At 59.9% G+C, this 16,511-nt stretch carries 10 protein-coding genes; 5 read left to right on the top strand and 5 right to left on the bottom strand.

The annotated features are described in order from the left end of the window. The first annotated feature begins 6 nt into the window (after nt 1-6). The 3 genes from AO353_RS21640 (at nt 7) to cobM (ending at nt 1,946) form a co-directional block, all read left to right on the top strand. Nucleotides 7-708, top strand: coding sequence for a CbtA family protein (locus AO353_RS21640; protein ID WP_054596788.1), 702 nt, complete (start codon nt 7-9; stop codon nt 706-708). Continuing rightward, the gene (locus AO353_RS21635) at nt 705-1,118 is read left to right on the top strand and encodes a cobalamin biosynthesis protein (RefSeq protein WP_054596787.1); all 414 of its coding nucleotides are present in this window, start codon (nt 705-707) and stop codon (nt 1,116-1,118) included. Before AO353_RS21640 ends, AO353_RS21635 begins: the two co-directional genes overlap by 4 nt. Nucleotides 1,119-1,199: 81 nt before the next feature. Further along, the gene (cobM, locus tag AO353_RS21630; protein ID WP_054596786.1) at nt 1,200-1,946 is read left to right on the top strand and encodes a precorrin-4 C(11)-methyltransferase; all 747 of its coding nucleotides are present in this window, start codon (nt 1,200-1,202) and stop codon (nt 1,944-1,946) included. Nucleotides 1,947-2,114: 168 nt separating this feature from the next. Here cobM and nfuA read toward each other — a convergent pair whose 3' ends face one another. Continuing rightward, nucleotides 2,115-2,699 carry a Fe-S biogenesis protein NfuA gene (gene nfuA, locus AO353_RS21625; RefSeq protein WP_007946504.1) on the bottom strand — a complete coding sequence of 195 codons (585 nt, stop codon included), beginning with the start codon at nt 2,697-2,699 and terminating at the stop codon, nt 2,115-2,117. Between the two features lie 111 nt (nt 2,700-2,810). After that, the gene (locus AO353_RS21620; protein ID WP_054596785.1) at nt 2,811-5,102 is read right to left on the bottom strand and encodes a fatty acid cis/trans isomerase; all 2,292 of its coding nucleotides are present in this window, start codon (nt 5,100-5,102) and stop codon (nt 2,811-2,813) included. A 155-nt stretch (nt 5,103-5,257) separates the two neighbouring features. Here AO353_RS21620 and metH point away from each other — a divergent pair, with 155 nt between their 5' ends. Continuing rightward, nucleotides 5,258-8,968, top strand: coding sequence for a methionine synthase (gene metH / locus AO353_RS21615; RefSeq protein ID WP_054596784.1), 3,711 nt, complete (start codon nt 5,258-5,260; stop codon nt 8,966-8,968). 433 nt (nt 8,969-9,401) lie between these two features. Here metH and AO353_RS21610 read toward each other — a convergent pair whose 3' ends face one another. Continuing rightward, nucleotides 9,402-9,872, bottom strand: coding sequence for a DUF1289 domain-containing protein (locus AO353_RS21610; protein ID WP_054596783.1), 471 nt, complete (start codon nt 9,870-9,872; stop codon nt 9,402-9,404). A gap of 408 nt (nt 9,873-10,280) precedes the next feature. Here AO353_RS21610 and acnB point away from each other — a divergent pair, with 408 nt between their 5' ends. Next, entirely contained in the window at nt 10,281-12,881 is a 2,601-nt protein-coding gene (gene acnB / locus AO353_RS21605) for a bifunctional aconitate hydratase 2/2-methylisocitrate dehydratase (protein WP_054596782.1), read from the top strand. Between the two features lie 188 nt (nt 12,882-13,069). Here acnB and AO353_RS21600 read toward each other — a convergent pair whose 3' ends face one another. Both AO353_RS21600 and AO353_RS21595 read right to left on the bottom strand, forming a co-directional pair. After that, the gene (locus AO353_RS21600) at nt 13,070-14,734 is read right to left on the bottom strand and encodes a SulP family inorganic anion transporter (protein WP_054596781.1); all 1,665 of its coding nucleotides are present in this window, start codon (nt 14,732-14,734) and stop codon (nt 13,070-13,072) included. A gap of 231 nt (nt 14,735-14,965) precedes the next feature. Then, entirely contained in the window at nt 14,966-16,246 is a 1,281-nt protein-coding gene (locus tag AO353_RS21595; RefSeq protein ID WP_054596780.1) for a serine/threonine transporter, read from the bottom strand. Nucleotides 16,247-16,511 lie beyond the last annotated feature (265 nt).

The raw sequence follows: 16,511 nt of genomic DNA, 5'->3' as shown, positions 1-16,511 counted from the left end.
GCCGAGATGATCAAGCGTATAGCGCAAACCGCAGGTTTCACCGGCTTGCTGGCCGCCCTGCTGCTGACCCTGCTGCAAAGCTTCTGGGTCGCGCCGCTGATTCTTCAGGCGGAGACCTACGAAAAAGCCCCGGCGGCTGAAGTCCATGAACATGCCGAAGGCGCCATGGCTGGCCACACCCACGATGCAGAGGCTTGGGAGCCGGAAGATGGCTGGCAGCGCGTGCTGTCGACCACTGGCGGTAATCTGGTGGTCGCCGTCGGTTTTGCGCTGATGCTCGCGGGTCTCTACACCCTGCGCGCGCCGACTCGCACCTCCCAAGGTCTGCTCTGGGGACTGGCCGGTTACGCGACCTTCGTCCTCGCACCAACCCTGGGTTTGCCGCCGGAATTGCCGGGAACTGCCGCCGCAGACCTGGCACAACGGCAGATCTGGTGGATCAGCACGGCAGCGTCCACCGCTGTCGGTATCGCGCTGATCGTGTTCGCCCGGCATTGGCTGCTGAAAGTGCTCGGTGTCGCCATTCTGGCCGTGCCGCACATCATCGGCGCGCCGCAGCCTGAAGTGCATTCGATGCTGGCCCCCGAAGCCCTCGAAGCGCAATTCAAGATCGCCTCGCAGTTGACCAACGCCGCGTTCTGGCTGGCCATGGGCCTGATCAGCGCCTGGTTGTTCCGCCGCAAAAGCGATGGTCAATACCACGCATGAGTGAAACGCGCGCAGCGCCGACCCTGGTGGTCGGCCTGGGCTGCCAGCGCGGCTGCCCGGCCAGCACGCTGCGCACGTTGCTCGACCAGGCGTTGCAGGCTCATCACATCGAATTACAGGCGATCAAGGCCTTGGCCAGCATCGATCTGAAACGTGATGAGCCCGGTCTGATCGAGTTGGCCCGGCAACTGTCACTGCCACTGATCTGCTTCAGCAGCGAGCAACTTTCCAGCTATCAAGCGCAACTCAGCCATCGCTCGCAAATCGCTTTCGAGCGCACCGGCTGCTATGGCATAGCGGAAAGTGCCGCACTGGCCCTCGCGGAACAACTGGCGCAGACACCGGCAAAACTGCTGATCCCGCGACAAAAATATGCCCAGGCGACGTTTGCATTGGCCGGCGCCGCGTAAAATCCTCGATAATCCCCGCCTTCGATCATGAGCAATCTTCATCTGAAGCCTTGCTTTGACAATTTTTCACAGGAGCCGGCCATGACCGTCTACTTCATTGGCGCAGGTCCCGGCGACCCGGAACTGATCACGGTCAAGGGCCAGCGACTGATTCGCAGTTGCCCGGTGATCATCTACGCCGGCTCGCTGGTACCTGAAGCCGTATTGGAAGGCCATCAGGCTGAACAGGTGGTCAACAGCGCCGAATTGCACCTGGAACAGATCATCGAACTGATCAGAGTCGCCCACGACAAAGGCCAGGATGTGGCACGCGTGCATTCCGGCGATCCGAGCCTGTATGGGGCGATCGGCGAGCAGATTCGTTATCTGCGCGAGCTGAACATTCCGTTTGAAATCATCCCTGGCGTCACCGCCACTGCTGCGTGTGCAGCGCTGTTGGGCGCCGAGCTGACGCTACCGGACATCTCGCAAAGCGTCATCCTGACCCGCTACGCCGACAAGACCGCGATGCCGCCAGGCGAAGAATTCAGCAGCCTGGCCCAGCATGGCGCGACCATGGCGATTCATCTGGGGGTCAATCACCTGGAGAAAATCGTCGCTGAACTGCTGCCGCATTACGGCGCAGATTGTCCGATTGCAGTGGTTCATCGGGCCAGCTGGCCGGACCAGGATTGGGTGGTGGGAACGCTGACAGACATCGCCGAAAAGGTTCAGGCCAAGGGATTTCGACGTACGGCGCTGATTCTGGTGGGTCGGGTGCTGGGCAGTGACACCTTCAGCGAATCGTCGCTGTACCGCGCCGGGCATGCACATTTGTATCGCCCCTGAAGCACTTGTGGCGAGGGAGCTTGCTCCCGCTGGACCGCAAAGCGGTCCCAAAATCAGCCAACGCATTCATTACGGGTAAATGCATCGACTGGCTTGCGATTGCTTCGCAATCGAGCGGGAGCAAGCTCCCTCGCCACAGCGCCGTTTTTTCATGTCGCAGCGAACACCTTAGTAGTAGGCGTTTTCTTTCTGCGTGTGGTCGGTCACGTCACGGACACCTTTGAGCTCGGGAATACGCTCAAGCAGCGTGCGCTCGATGCCTTCCTTCAGGGTCACGTCAGCCTGGCCGCAGCCCTGGCAGCCGCCACCGAACTTCAATACGGCGATGCCGTCTTCAACCACATCGATCAAGCTGACCTGACCGCCGTGGCTGGCCAGCCCCGGGTTGATTTCGGTTTGCAGGTAGTAGTTGATGCGCTCGTTGACCGGGCTGTCGGCGTTGACCATCGGTACTTTGGCGTTTGGCGCCTTGATGGTCAGTTGGCCGCCCATGCGGTCAGTGGCGTAGTCGACCACCGCATCGTCCAGGAATGCTTCGCTGAACGAGTCGATGTAAGCAGTGAAGCTTTTCAGCCCCAGCGCCGTGTCTTCAGGTTTTTCTTCGCCCGGCTTGCAATAGGCAATGCAGGTTTCGGCGTATTGAGTGCCAGGCTGGGTGATAAAGACCCGAATGCCGATCCCCGGGGTGTTCTGCTTGGAGAGCAGATCAGCCAGATAATCGTGGGCGGCGTCGGTAATAGTAATGGCGGTCATGGAAGTTCCTCGCAGGCTTGGGCGCAGTTTACGCCAATCATCGCGCCGGACAAAGTCCCAGTATTTTTGTCGGGAAAGATCCGCTCGCCGCCAGGGCGACCGGCAGCTCGATCAGAGGTTTTCGTAGCGATTCATGTCCAGTACGCCCTCTTCCACCGGATCGGTCTCGTGGATATACCGGCTTAAATCGTGGAAATACTGCCAGAACTGCGGATGGCTGCGACGAATCCCCCAGCGCTCGACGATTTTCTCGAAGTCCTGGGCATTCTTGGCATTCTCCATCTCGGCGACAAATGCCGGTACTTGTTCAGCGGGAATGTTGAACATGAAGTTCGGATAGCTGCTGAGCACACCGGGATAAATGGTCAAGGTGTCCAGCCCCGGCTGATAGCGCAATGCCTCACCGAGCAGGAACGCCACGTTGCTGTGGGCACGGTTGCGCAGCAGGCTGTACACCTCGCGCTTGCCGCTGCGACTTTCGATGCGCAGCATCGTCGCTTCCGGCAACTGGTCGATCACCTTGAGCCCGGCCGCCGGGCGTGCGGTCAGGCGACTCAATGCCTGCTCGGCATTCTGCAAGGCCGGATCGATATTGGGCCGTGAGCAATAAGCGCCATCGCAGCGATTGATCGGATCAGGACTGGCGTTCAGGTCACCGTAACGCATCAGCAATTGCTGGACGAAGTCGCGTTTCGGGTCTTTCTCGTCGAGTTTCAGTGCAGTCGGCTTATCGTTGTCGATGCTTTCGTAATCCAGCCACATCTTGAATTTGCCGCTGCTCTGATACCAGTCGTCCAGATATCCGTCACGCGAATCGGCCGGCATCAGGCGCAGGAAATTCTGCTCGGCGCCGTTACGGATCAAGTCGAAATACAGCCGGGTCTGCGCCTGATGGGAAACGTTGCCGAACACGTCGAAGTTGACCGCCAGCTGATAATAGGTGCGCTCCAGCAACGGGTAGTCGAATAACCACATGGTCTGTGGCACTTCACCGATCAGCCCCTTGTTCACTGAAGCACTGTCAAAATGCCGGAAGATGCTCAGCAAGGCGTTGTCGTTACCGGCCCACAAGGTCGACCAACTCGGCGCGTGTGCCTTGGCGTAGGTGTCACGGCGCAAGGCTTCGTACTCGTTACGCTTGTCGCGGTAGGCATGCCACAGGCTCAGCACGCTGCCGACATCGTCATTCTGGCCGGGCATGGCCAGCAATGGCGTGGCCTTGCCGCGATAACTCGGATCGGTGATGTACAAGTCATGTTCCGGCGCCTGGAAGAACGCCCAGAAGTTGTCACGGATCACGTCGGTAGCGATCTGCCCGCGACAGACCGGGCCACGGATAAAGGTGCGCACGAAGTATTCGGCGTTATCGAGCATGAACTGATACCGCGCCTGGGCCGGAATCGCCTGGAAGGTCTCGAACGGATTGGCCCGACGTTCCGGGCCATAACCAGGCAAGGCGTGAACCTGCCAGTTGCCGTTGTAGAACAGGGTTTTGATCCGGGCCATTTTCGCCGGGCTCAGCGGATAGGTGATGTGCGTCTTGTGCACAATCACCCCTTGCACCGGCCACAAGCGGTAATACACCTGGGTGCCCGGATCGTCGTTCGGGCGACGACTGTTGATCAGGTCGATCGGTTGGCCCGTCGGTGTGCGCGAACGCACCCACTGGAAGAAGTGCCCCGGCTCGCCGTCCTTGAAGTAGATATGCGCCAGAAACCAGTGCTCGAACAACCAGCGTGCTACCAGACTTTCACGGGCGCCCGGTGCGTTCAGCAGGTTTTCCCACTGCACCACCTGCAAGGCTTCCCTGGCACTCGGGACCAGGCCCTGCTGGTCGATTGGCGCACCGGAGGCCAGCCAGCGTTGCAGCGTCTGGTACTGCTGATCGGTCAGCCCGGTCACCGCCAGCGGCATGCCTTCTTTCGGATGGGCGCCGGCGTAGGCCTCGAACTCTCCTGGCATCGGGCACATGGTCTCGCGATTGAGTCCCAGCACAATCTCTTCCGGCAACCTGGCGTTGGGTTGCAGCGGCGTCCGGTGACCGAGTTCGAGCATGCGCGCCATCAGCGCCGCTTGACTGCCCTGAGCATCGAGTACCGAGTAGAAGTCCTTGCGTTGCCAGGCGGCTTTGCCAAAGGCGTCATAAAACAGCCGTGTCGGCTCCGACGCCTTACTGCGCTCGCCGGCATAGACCGGAATCTTGTTCGCGCCCCGCGCTGCACCTTCGCCACTGCCCAGATTGAGCTGACAGGCGGCGTCATAGCAGGCATGGCAGGCCACGCATTTTTCAGTGAAGATCGGCTGAACGTCGCGGGTGTATGAGATCGCCGGCGCCGTGCCTTGTGCTGTGGCGACACTGCTTATAAGCAGCACAAAGAGGCTGATGAAAACGCGATACGACATATCCCTGGTCCCGATCATGAAAAAACGTCGCGATTCTACCGTCCTGGCCCGCCCACCAACATGAGCGATATTCATGCAAAAGCAGCTCATGCTCTAATTGCACGCAGGTTTGCTATGATTCCGACCCTTCGTAATGGCCTTACCAGGTAGTCCTAATGTCCGATCGCAGCGCTCGCCTACACGTCCTCAAGCAAGCCCTCAAAGAGCGCATCCTGATTCTCGATGGCGGCATGGGCACAATGATCCAGAGCTTCAAGCTCGAGGAGCAGGACTACCGTGGCAAACGCTTTGCCGACTGGCCAAGCGACGTCAAGGGTAACAACGACTTGCTGGTACTGAGCCGCCCGGACGTAATCGGGGCGATCGAGAAGCAATACCTGGATGCCGGCGCCGACATTCTGGAAACCAACACCTTCAACGCCACCCAGGTATCCCAGGCCGACTACGGCATGCAGGGCCTGGCGTACGAGTTAAACGTAGAAGGCGCACGCCTTGCGCGCAAGGTGGCGGACGCCAAGACCCTCGAAACCCCGGACAAACCACGTTTTGTCGCCGGTGTCCTGGGCCCGACCAGCCGCACCTGCTCGCTGTCTCCGGACGTGAACAACCCTGGCTATCGCAACGTGACCTTCGATGAACTGGTGGAGAACTACACCGAGGCCACCAAAGGCCTGATCGAAGGCGGCGCCGACCTGATCCTGATCGAAACCATTTTCGACACCTTGAACGCCAAAGCCGCGATCTTTGCCGTGCAGGGCGTGTTCGAGGAAGTCGGTTTCGAATTGCCGATCATGATTTCCGGGACCATCACCGATGCCTCCGGCCGCACCCTGTCCGGCCAGACCACCGAAGCCTTCTGGAACTCCATCGCCCACGCCAAGCCGATTTCCGTCGGTCTGAACTGCGCCCTTGGCGCCCGTGAGCTGCGTCCGTACCTGGAAGAACTGTCGAACAAGGCCAGCACCTATGTCTCGGCGCACCCGAACGCTGGCCTGCCGAACGAATTCGGTGAATACGATGAGCTGCCGGTGGAAACCGCCAAGGTCATCGAAGAGTTCGCCCAAAGCGGTTTCCTGAACATCGTCGGCGGTTGCTGCGGCACCACGCCGGGGCACATCGAAGCCATCGCCAAAGCGGTCGCTGGCTATGCGCCACGGCAGATTCCGGACATCCCCAAGGCCTGCCGCCTGTCGGGCCTGGAGCCGTTCACCATCGATCGCAGCTCGTTGTTCGTCAACGTCGGCGAGCGGACCAACATCACCGGTTCCGCCAAGTTCGCCCGCTTGATCCGTGAAGACAACTACACCGAAGCGCTGGAAGTCGCCCTGCAACAGGTCGAAGCCGGTGCACAGGTGATCGACATCAACATGGACGAGGGCATGCTCGATTCGAAGAAGGCCATGGTGACCTTCCTCAATCTGATCGCTGGCGAGCCGGACATCTCCCGCGTGCCGATCATGATCGACTCGTCGAAATGGGAAGTGATCGAAGCCGGCCTCAAGTGCATCCAGGGCAAGGGCATCGTCAACTCCATCAGCATGAAGGAAGGCGTCGAGCAGTTCATTCACCACGCCAAACTGTGCAAGCGCTATGGCGCTGCCGTGGTGGTGATGGCCTTCGACGAAGCCGGCCAGGCCGACACCGAAGCGCGCAAGAAGGAAATCTGCAAACGCTCCTATGACATTCTGGTCAACGAAGTCGACTTCCCGCCGGAAGACATCATCTTCGACCCGAACATCTTCGCCGTCGCCACCGGTATCGAAGAGCACAACAACTATGCAGTCGACTTCATCAACGCCTGCGCCTATATCCGTGACGAACTGCCCTACGCGCTGACCTCGGGCGGCGTGTCCAACGTGTCGTTCTCGTTCCGTGGCAACAACCCGGTACGTGAAGCGATCCACTCGGTGTTCCTGCTGTATGCGATCCGCAACGGCCTGACCATGGGTATCGTCAACGCCGGTCAACTTGAGATCTACGACCAGATCCCGGCCGAACTGCGCGACGCCGTCGAGGACGTGATCCTCAACCGCACCCCGGACGGCACCGACGCGCTGCTGGCGATTGCCGACAAGTACAAGGGCGATGGCAGCGTCAAGGAAGCCGAGACCGAAGAATGGCGCGCCTGGGACGTCAACAAGCGTCTGGAGCACGCGCTGGTCAAAGGCATCACCACGCACATCGTGGAAGACACCGAAGAATCCCGGCTGTCCTTCGCCCGGCCGATCGAGGTCATCGAAGGCCCGCTGATGTCCGGCATGAACATCGTTGGCGACCTGTTTGGCGCCGGCAAGATGTTCCTGCCACAGGTGGTGAAATCCGCCCGCGTGATGAAACAGGCAGTGGCGCACCTGATCCCGTTCATCGAACTGGAAAAAGGCGACAAGCCGGAAGCCAAGGGCAAGATCCTGATGGCCACGGTCAAGGGCGACGTCCACGACATCGGCAAGAACATTGTCGGCGTGGTACTCGGCTGTAACGGCTACGACATCGTCGACCTCGGCGTGATGGTCCCGGCCGAAAAAATCCTGCAAGTGGCCAAAGAGCAGAAGTGCGACATCATCGGCCTGTCCGGCTTGATCACGCCTTCGCTGGACGAGATGGTCCACGTGGCCCGCGAGATGCAGCGCCAGGACTTCCATCTGCCGCTGATGATCGGTGGCGCGACCACTTCCAAAGCCCACACGGCAGTGAAGATCGAACCCAAGTACAGCAACGATGCGGTGGTCTACGTCACCGACGCTTCTCGCGCCGTCGGCGTGGCGACGCAGTTGCTGTCCAAGGAACTGAAGGCCGGTTTTGTCGAGAGAACCCGCGAGGAATACATCGAAGTCCGCGAGCGCACGGCTAACCGCAGCGCCCGCACCGAACGCTTGAGCTACCCGGCGGCGATCGCCAAGAAACCACAGTTCGACTGGAGTTCTTACGAACCGGTCAAGCCGACGTTCACCGGCGCCAAGGTGCTGGACAACATCGACTTGAAGGTGCTGGCCGAGTACATCGACTGGACGCCGTTCTTCATCTCCTGGGACCTGGCCGGTAAATTCCCGCGCATCCTCCAGGACGAAGTGGTCGGCGAAGCCGCCACCGCGCTGTACGCCGATGCTCAGGAAATGCTCGCCAAACTGATCGACGAGAAGCTCATCAGCGCCCGTGCGGTGTTTGGCTTCTGGCCGGCCAATCAGGTGCATGACGATGACCTGGAAGTCTACGGCGATGACGGCAAGCCGTTGGCCCGCTTGCATCACCTGCGCCAGCAGATCATCAAAACCGACGGCAAGCCGAACTTCTCCCTGGCCGACTTCGTCGCGCCGAAAGAAAGCGGCATTACCGACTATGTCGGTGGCTTCATCACCACCGCCGGGATCGGCGCCGAAGAAGTCGCCAAGGCCTATCAGGACGCTGGCGACGACTACAACTCGATCATGGTCAAGGCACTGGCCGACCGTCTGGCCGAGGCCTGTGCCGAATGGCTGCACCAGCAGGTTCGTAAAAACTACTGGGGTTATGCCAAGGACGAGACCCTCGACAACGAGGCGCTGATCAAAGAGCAATACACCGGCATCCGCCCTGCCCCCGGCTATCCGGCCTGCCCGGACCACACCGAGAAAGGCACGCTGTTCGCCCTGCTGGATCCCGAGGCCAGCGAAATGCACGCCGGTCGCAGCGGAGTGTTCCTCACCGAACACTACGCCATGTTCCCGGCCGCCGCCGTCAGCGGCTGGTACTTCGCCCACCCACAGGCGCAGTACTTTGCCGTCGGCAAAATCGACAAGGATCAAGTGCAAAGCTACACCGCTCGCAAAGGCCAGGAGCTGAGCGTGAGTGAACGCTGGCTAGCACCGAACCTCGGTTACGACAACTAAGGATCAAAAGATCGCAGCCTACGGCACACAATAAAGCGCAGCGCCCGCCCCCCGCGCCCGCCCCCACCACTCAACAGGCCGAGCGTTAGCTCGCCTGCCGCCGTTGATCTTGATCCACCCGCCCCTATCGGGAGGCCGAGTGGAGGTGTTCATCAGGGGGTGGGCGCGCAGCGCCGTTCGACGAAGTCGAACACATCGAGAGGAGGTCGTAGCGAAGCAGACCGTAGGCGATGCCCCCTGATGAATACCGGAACGAGGGAACGCCGAGCCTAGGCGAGGTGCCGTACGCTTGGGGCGAGCGTTTTTTTGCTTACTTTTTTTAGGCGCTTGTAAAAAAAGTGAGTCGCCGTAAGGGCGAAACCGCCAGCCGCCGTTACCGCAGAAATGGATATGTACACCTGCAAGAGATTGGTCGGCTGTCAGGCCGCCAGGATCAACCGCCAAACGCATCCCTGAGAAAACCCGGCGCGATATAACGCTGGTAATGCGCTTCCGACAGCAGGAAAAACTCCCGATCAATGGCATCACGCAACTCCGGCAAGCTCCAATCGCGGAACTCCGGCAACAACACCATCCCATAAGCTTCCAGATTGTTGATCACCCGCGCCCCCCGGGCAATCAACTGGTACGCCCAGCAATATTCCGACTGATGCGGCACAAAACGGATCTTGCGCTGCTCCAGTTGCTCACGCAGCCGCCAGGGATCGAAAATCTCGATTTTCCCGGCCATCACCTGCACCAACAACTGCTCAAGACGCAACCAGACGGCGCGCTTTTCTTCCTCGTTGTAACCGTTCCAGTGAATCACTTCATGGTGGAAACGCTTGCAGCCACGGCACACCAGATCACCGTAAACAGTGGAACAGAGGCCGACACAGGGAGTCTTGATGGTTTGATTGGGCATAGGTAGGCAGAACGCGAGAAAGCAAAACAGGTCGGCATGTTAGCCCTTTGTCTAACATTCATCACCCCTCAAAGTTCAGGGCCTAACTTACCTTTAATTTTTTTTTGCCGTAGAATCAGCCAGCCTTTTAAGGCGCCAATGTCCGTTAGAAGCTGTTTTCAAAGCGTCACGAGCACAGTCGTTCCTTCAGAGCGGTGTTGGCGATGAGTATTTCCAGCGGGGAAAAACTCAGCGCCAACCCTCATCAGCTCCCCGTTCTGCAGGCGTAAAACTTTGAAAGCAGCTTCTGTAAGGAATTGTCGGTAATTCTGGCTAAGCGGCCCACAACGCCACGCAGCGCATGAGTACGGCAATTTCGGGATGAGCGTCCCGGACACCCATTTGGGACCACTGATGAGGGTAATAACTGTGCTTGAAGCCTACCGCAAACATATCGAAGAGCGTGCAGCACTGGGTATCGTTCCCCAGCCGCTTAACGCCGAACAAACTGCAGGCCTGGTTGAGCTGCTGAAGAATCCTCCTGCTGGCGAAGAAGCTTTCCTCGTTGACCTGATCACCAACCGCGTTCCGCCTGGAGTGGACGAAGCAGCCTATGTAAAGGCCGGCTTCCTGTCTGCGTTGGCCAAAGGCGAAGCTACTTCTCCCCTGATCGACAAAAAGCGCGCTGTAGAACTGCTTGGCACCATGCAAGGCGGCTACAACATCGTGACCCTGGTTGACCTGCTCGACTCCGCCGAACTGGCCGCCGTCGCTGCCGCGCAACTCAAGCACACCCTGCTGATGTTCGACGCTTTCCACGATGTCGCGGAAAAAGCCAAGAACGGCAACGTTCACGCTCAAGGCGTACTGCAATCCTGGGCTGACGGCGAGTGGTTCAAGAACCGCCCGGTGCTGGCCGACAAGATCAGCCTGCGCGTGTTCAAGGTCACCGGCGAAACCAACACCGACGACCTGTCCCCTGCTCCTGATGCCTGGTCGCGTCCAGACATCCCGCTGCACGCCCTGGCCATGCTGAAAATGGCCCGTGACGGTATCGTGCCGGACGAGCAAGGCGTTACCGGTCCGATGAAACAGATCGAAACCATGCGCGGCGAAGGTTTCCCGATCGCCTACGTCGGCGACGTAGTGGGTACCGGTTCTTCGCGTAAATCGGCAACCAACTCGGTGCTGTGGTTCTTCGGCGACGACGTTCCTTACGTGCCGAACAAGCGCGCTGGCGGTTTCTGCTTCGGCAGCAAAATCGCTCCGATCTTCTACAACACCATGGAAGATGCCGGCGCACTGCCAATCGAATTCGACGTCACCAACATGAACATGGGCGACGTGATCGACCTGTACCCTCATGCCGGTAAAGTCACCAAGCACAACAGCGACGAAATCCTGACCACCTTCGAAATGAAGACCCCGGTCCTGCTCGACGAAGTCCGTGCTGGCGGTCGTATCCCGCTGATCATCGGCCGTGGCCTGACCGAGAAGGCGCGTGCCGAACTGGGTCTGCCACCGTCCGACCTGTTCAAGAAGCCGGAAGCTCCAGCTGAAAGCACCAAGGGTTTCACCCTGGCGCAGAAAATGGTCGGCAAGGCGTGCGGCGTAGCCGGCGTTCGCCCTGGTACCTACTGCGAACCGAAAATGACCACCGTCGGTTCCCAGGACACCACTGGCCCGATGACCCGTGACGAACTGAAGGACCTGGCGTGCCTGGGCTTCTCGACCGATCTGGTGATGCAGTCCTTCTGCCACACCGCGGCCTATCCAAAGCCGATCGACGTCACCACTCACCACACCCTGCCAGACTTCATCATGACCCGCGGCGGCGTTTCCCTGCGTCCGGGCGACGGCATCATCCACAGCTGGCTGAACCGTATGCTGCTGCCGGACACCGTCGGCACCGGTGGTGACTCGCACACCCGTTTCCCGATGGGCATCTCGTTCCCGGCCGGTTCCGGTCTGGTCGCGTTCGCCGCAGCCACTGGCGTGATGCCACTGGACATGCCGGAATCGATCCTGGTGCGCTTCAAAGGCAAAATGCAACCGGGCGTCACTCTGCGTGACCTGGTTCACGCCATTCCTTACTACGCGATCCAGGCTGGCCTGTTGACCGTAGAGAAGAAAGGCAAGAAGAACGCCTTCTCCGGCCGCATCCTGGAAATCGAAGGCCTGGACAACCTGAGCATCGAGCAAGCTTTCGAGCTGTCCGACGCTTCGGCTGAACGTTCGGCTGCCGGTTGCACCATCAAGCTGTCGAAAGAGTCGATCACCGAGTACCTGAGCTCCAACATCACCCTGCTGCGCTGGATGATCGGCGAAGGCTACGGCGATGCGCGCACCCTGGAACGTCGTGCTCAAGCGATGGAAGCCTGGATTGCCAACCCTGAGCTGATGGTTGCCGATGCTGACGCCGAATACGCTGAAATCATCGAAATCGACCTGGCCGACATCAAGGAGCCTGTGCTCTGCGCGCCGAACGATCCGGACGACGCCCGTCTGCTGTCCAGCGTTGCTGGCGAGAAGATCGACGAAGTGTTCATCGGTTCGTGCATGACCAACATCGGTCACTTCCGCGCTGCCGGTAAACTGCTGGATCAGGTCAAGGGTCAGCTGCCAACCCGTCTGTGGCTGTCGCCGCCGACCAAGATGGACGCTCACCAACTGACCGAAGAAGGCTACTACGGCATCTACGGCAAGGCTGGCGCGCGCATGGAAATGCCGGGCTGCTCGCTGTGCATGGGTAACCAGGCTCGCGTAGAACCGAACTCCACCGTAGTGTCGACCTCGACCCGTAACTTCCCGAACCGTCTGGGCGATGGCGCCAACGTCTACCTGGCTTCGGCCGAGCTGGCGTCGGTGGCTTCGATCCTGGGTCGCCTGCCGACCGTCGAGGAGTACATGGCCTACGCGAAAGAAATCGACACCATGGCCAGCGATGTTTATCGCTACCTGAGTTTCGACCAGATCGCCGAGTTCCGTGAAGCTGCAGCGAATGCCAACATCCCGGTCATTCAAGCTTAACGCCTGTGGCGAGGGAGCTTGCTCCCGCTCGGCTGCGGAGCAGTCGTAAAATCAGCCCCGCATTCTATCTGAATACTCGCGGTGTTTGATTTTTGGGCCGCTTCGCGACCCAGCGGGAGCAAGCTCTCTCGCCACAAAAAAACGCCGCGCATCGTAAGGTGCGCGGCGTTTTTTTATGCACGAAGGTTTTACCCTTGGCCTTTAAGCGCCTCCTGCACCGCCCCGTCGACGCTCAAGTCACAGAGAGTGACTTGCAAACGCTTGACTTCCGGTAGCGCCGAGAGTGCCGCTTGCGCCTCGAGCTTGAGACGCGCCAGCACCAGGCGCTTGCCTTCGTTGCGTACCCGCAAGAAAAACTCCTGCAACGCCTCGATGCTGGTGCCGTCCAGGTCCGGTGACTCTTCCAGGCTGAGAATCACTGTGTGAATCGGCGTTTCAGAGTGCCGAATCAAGTGCAATGCGCCGCCGAGAATTCGCTCCGCGTTAGCAAAAAACAGCGCTTCGCCCGGTCGGACAATCAGCATCCCCGGCACGGCCCTGGCCAATGGATGACGTTGCACGTCGACAAAATCGTGCCCGGTGCCGATGTGCCCGAGAACCTGGATATCCGCCGCTGACATTTGCTTGAGCATCAGCAGCACACTGATCGCCACCGCCACCAGCAAACCGTCCAGCACCCCCAATACCAACACGGCCGCCACGGCGCAGATCACCAGCAGGCGATCACGTCGCCAGACAAAATAGCGCCCCAACGGTTGCAGGCTCAAGCCACGGCCCAGCGCATGCATGACGATCGCGGCCAGTATCGGTTCAGGGGTCAAGGCGATATAAGGCAGCACTGTCAGGACGATGATCAGCACCACCAGCGCTGCCACGCCACCGGCCAAACGCGACGTCGCGCCGGCGGCCTCATTCGCGGAAGTCGCGGAATAGCCCGCCCCTGCCGGCATCCCGTGAAACAACCCGGACACCAGGTTCGACGCCCCCAACGCCAGCAAATCCCGGTTCGAGGACACCCGATCACCGTGCTTGAGTGCGAAGGAGCTGATCGAGCCGTAGGACTCCGCATACAGGATCATCACCATGGCAAAGCCCAGTTCTCCCAGGCGTAACCAGTCGGTAAAAGGCAGCACCGGCAGCTTCGGAACCTCAAGGCCAAGGTCGATAACCCCGATCATCCTGACTCCATAGGCCGGCAGGTTCAGCCATTGCCCCGCCGCGATGCCGATCACCACCACCAGCAAGCCACCCGGCAAGCGCCGGAACCGCCCGAACAACCACAACAAGGCCAGCGCCACTGCCGCCACGCCGGCGGCGACCCAGTTCCACTGAGGCAGTTGCTCCAGCAACTCCGGCAAAAAACGAATCGGATTGCCGTTGCTCAGGTGCACGCCGACTACGCTGGCGAGCTGTTTAAGGATGATCGTCAGCGCCAGGCCAAAGGCAAAGCCGCGTAATACCGGTTTGGCGATGAACGACGTCACCCTGCCAAGCTTGAACAATCCGGCCAGTAAAAAGAACGCGCCGGTCACCAGTACCAGACCGATGGCCAGGCTTGCACGTAGTTGCGGGTCGCCATTGGCCAATGTCGCCGTGGCGGCCGCCAGCACGGCGGCTGACGAAGAGGTTGCGGAAACGATGGCAAATCGGCTGGTGCCAAACAGTCCATAACAGAGCAAGCCAGCGAACAGCGCAATTACCCCGGCCTGCGGCGCCAGGGCCGCAATACTCGAATACGCGACAGCCTCGGGCAGCAGCAGACCGGCAATCGATAAGCCGGCCAACAGGTCCTGCAAACGGTTAGGACGCTCGGTGGTGGTTTGGGGCGCTACAGTCGGTGGATCAGTCGGCAATCAGGTGTCTCCAGGCAATCAATTCCAAGCCGGCCAGATCGACAACGGCACAAAACAGAACATCGATCACACTGCTTTGCAGGCACAAGCGTAGCCTCAAATCCGCCATGACATGTGAGCTGGATCAGTTTGCCCCCGATAACCCGCGCAGAGGGTCGCGCCGAGCTTTTCGACCGAGCAAAAAAAACGGCCGCTGCACATATAAAGCGCAGCGGCCGTTGCCTCACTGAATCAGGCGGTCAGCGAATAAATCAGCGCCGAAATCGCCACCAGGCCCACCAGCGTCACGAAGACGTTGGAGGCCTGGCCGCGATAACGTGCCATGGCTGGCACCTTGCGGATCGCGTACATCGGCATCAGGAACAGAATCGCCGCGATGACCGGGCCACCGAGGGTTTCGATCATCCCCAGGATGCTCGGGTTCAGCGTTGCGACGATCCAGCAGACCACCAGCATGAACGCTGCGGTCATACGGTCCAGGGTCTTCGGTGCCGGACGGCGACCGCTCTTGACGATCAGCCCCTTGAGGCCTTCGCTGGCGCCGATGTAGTGGCCCAGGAACGACTTGGAAATGGCCACGAACGCAATCAACGGCGCAGCGAACGCGATCGTCGGGTTGCTGAAGTGGTTGGCCAGGTACGACAGGATCGACAGGTTCTGCGCCTTGGCCTCGGCCAGTTGTGCTGGCGACAGGGTCAGCACGCAACTGAAGACGAAGAACAGCACCATCACCACCATCAAGGTGTGAGCGCGAGAAAGGATTTGCGAGCTGCGCTCTTCGGCGTGCGCGCCATAACGACGCTTCTGGTCCACCGCAAAGGCCGAGATGATCGGCGAGTGGTTGAACGAGAACACCATCACCGGAATCGCCAGCCACAGCGTGTGCAGCAATGCCGAAGGCTCGGGCAAGGTGCTCGCGGTTTCGAGAATGCCGCCGTTCCAGTGCGGAATCAGGAACACCGCCAGAAACAGCAGCGCCACGATGAACGGATACACCATCAGGCTCATGGCCTTGACGATCATCTGCTCGCCGCAGCGCACCACGGCCAGCAGACCGAGGATCAGCACGAACGACAGAATCGCCCGTGGCGGCGGCATGATGTGCAACTGGTGTTCGAGAAAACTGCCCACGGTGTTGGTCAGCGCAACGCTGTAGATCAGCAGGATCGGAAAGATCGCGAAGAAGTACAGCAAGGTGATCAGGGCGCCGGCCTTGATCCCGAAATGCTCTTCGACGACTTCGGTAATGTCTGCCCCCGCGCGACCGGATAACACGAATCGGGTCAGGCCACGGTGTGCGTAAAAGGTCATGGGGAACGCCAGCAACGCCAGGATCAACAGCGGCCAGAAACCGCCGAGGCCTGCGTTGATCGGCAAAAACAGGGTACCCGCACCAATCGCCGTGCCAAACAGGCCCAGCATCCAGGTGGTGTCATGGCGATTCCAGCTGCTGAGGCTCGCTGGTGCCGCCGCTTCATAGCGTTCATCAACGCTATTGGCCTGATCATTCATCCGGTCAGATCTCCGCATTCCGGTCACTTGCCACTCGGTCAGGACGAGTCAGAAAAAGCTGACAGGCAGCGCCCTGGCCGAAACAGGGGCGCGATTGTCCGGGATTAATCAGCAGAAGCAAAGACTTAGCTGAGGAATGGTTATGCAGATCAGATGCTCGGAAAAGGCGTTACGCGCCACAGCCCACACAATCCGCCGGCTGAACGCGAGCAATCCGAAGAAGCTGCTTTTTATGGGGGCGCGGAATCGGCGAGCCGAGTGCACT

The organism is Pseudomonas fluorescens, from assembly GCF_001307155.1.
GTDB classification, from domain to species: domain Bacteria; phylum Pseudomonadota; class Gammaproteobacteria; order Pseudomonadales; family Pseudomonadaceae; genus Aquipseudomonas; species Aquipseudomonas helvetica.
The sequence above is the reverse complement of the archived record's forward strand: the minus strand, read 5'-3'. Positions and strand labels throughout refer to the sequence as shown.

Coding starts and splice junctions, on each gene's coding strand:
- nfuA (WP_007946504.1), bottom strand. CDS start 2,699: ATGACCGCCATTACTATTACCGACGCCGCCCACGATTATCTGGCTGAT.
- AO353_RS21635 (WP_054596787.1), top strand. CDS start 705: ATGAGTGAAACGCGCGCAGCGCCGACCCTGGTGGTCGGCCTGGGCTGC.
- AO353_RS21610 (WP_054596783.1), bottom strand. CDS start 9,872: ATGCCCAATCAAACCATCAAGACTCCCTGTGTCGGCCTCTGTTCCACT.
- AO353_RS21640 (WP_054596788.1), top strand. CDS start 7: ATGATCAAGCGTATAGCGCAAACCGCAGGTTTCACCGGCTTGCTGGCC.
- AO353_RS21620 (WP_054596785.1), bottom strand. CDS start 5,102: ATGTCGTATCGCGTTTTCATCAGCCTCTTTGTGCTGCTTATAAGCAGT.
- metH (WP_054596784.1), top strand. CDS start 5,258: ATGTCCGATCGCAGCGCTCGCCTACACGTCCTCAAGCAAGCCCTCAAA.
- cobM (WP_054596786.1), top strand. CDS start 1,200: ATGACCGTCTACTTCATTGGCGCAGGTCCCGGCGACCCGGAACTGATC.
- AO353_RS21595 (WP_054596780.1), bottom strand. CDS start 16,246: ATGAATGATCAGGCCAATAGCGTTGATGAACGCTATGAAGCGGCGGCA.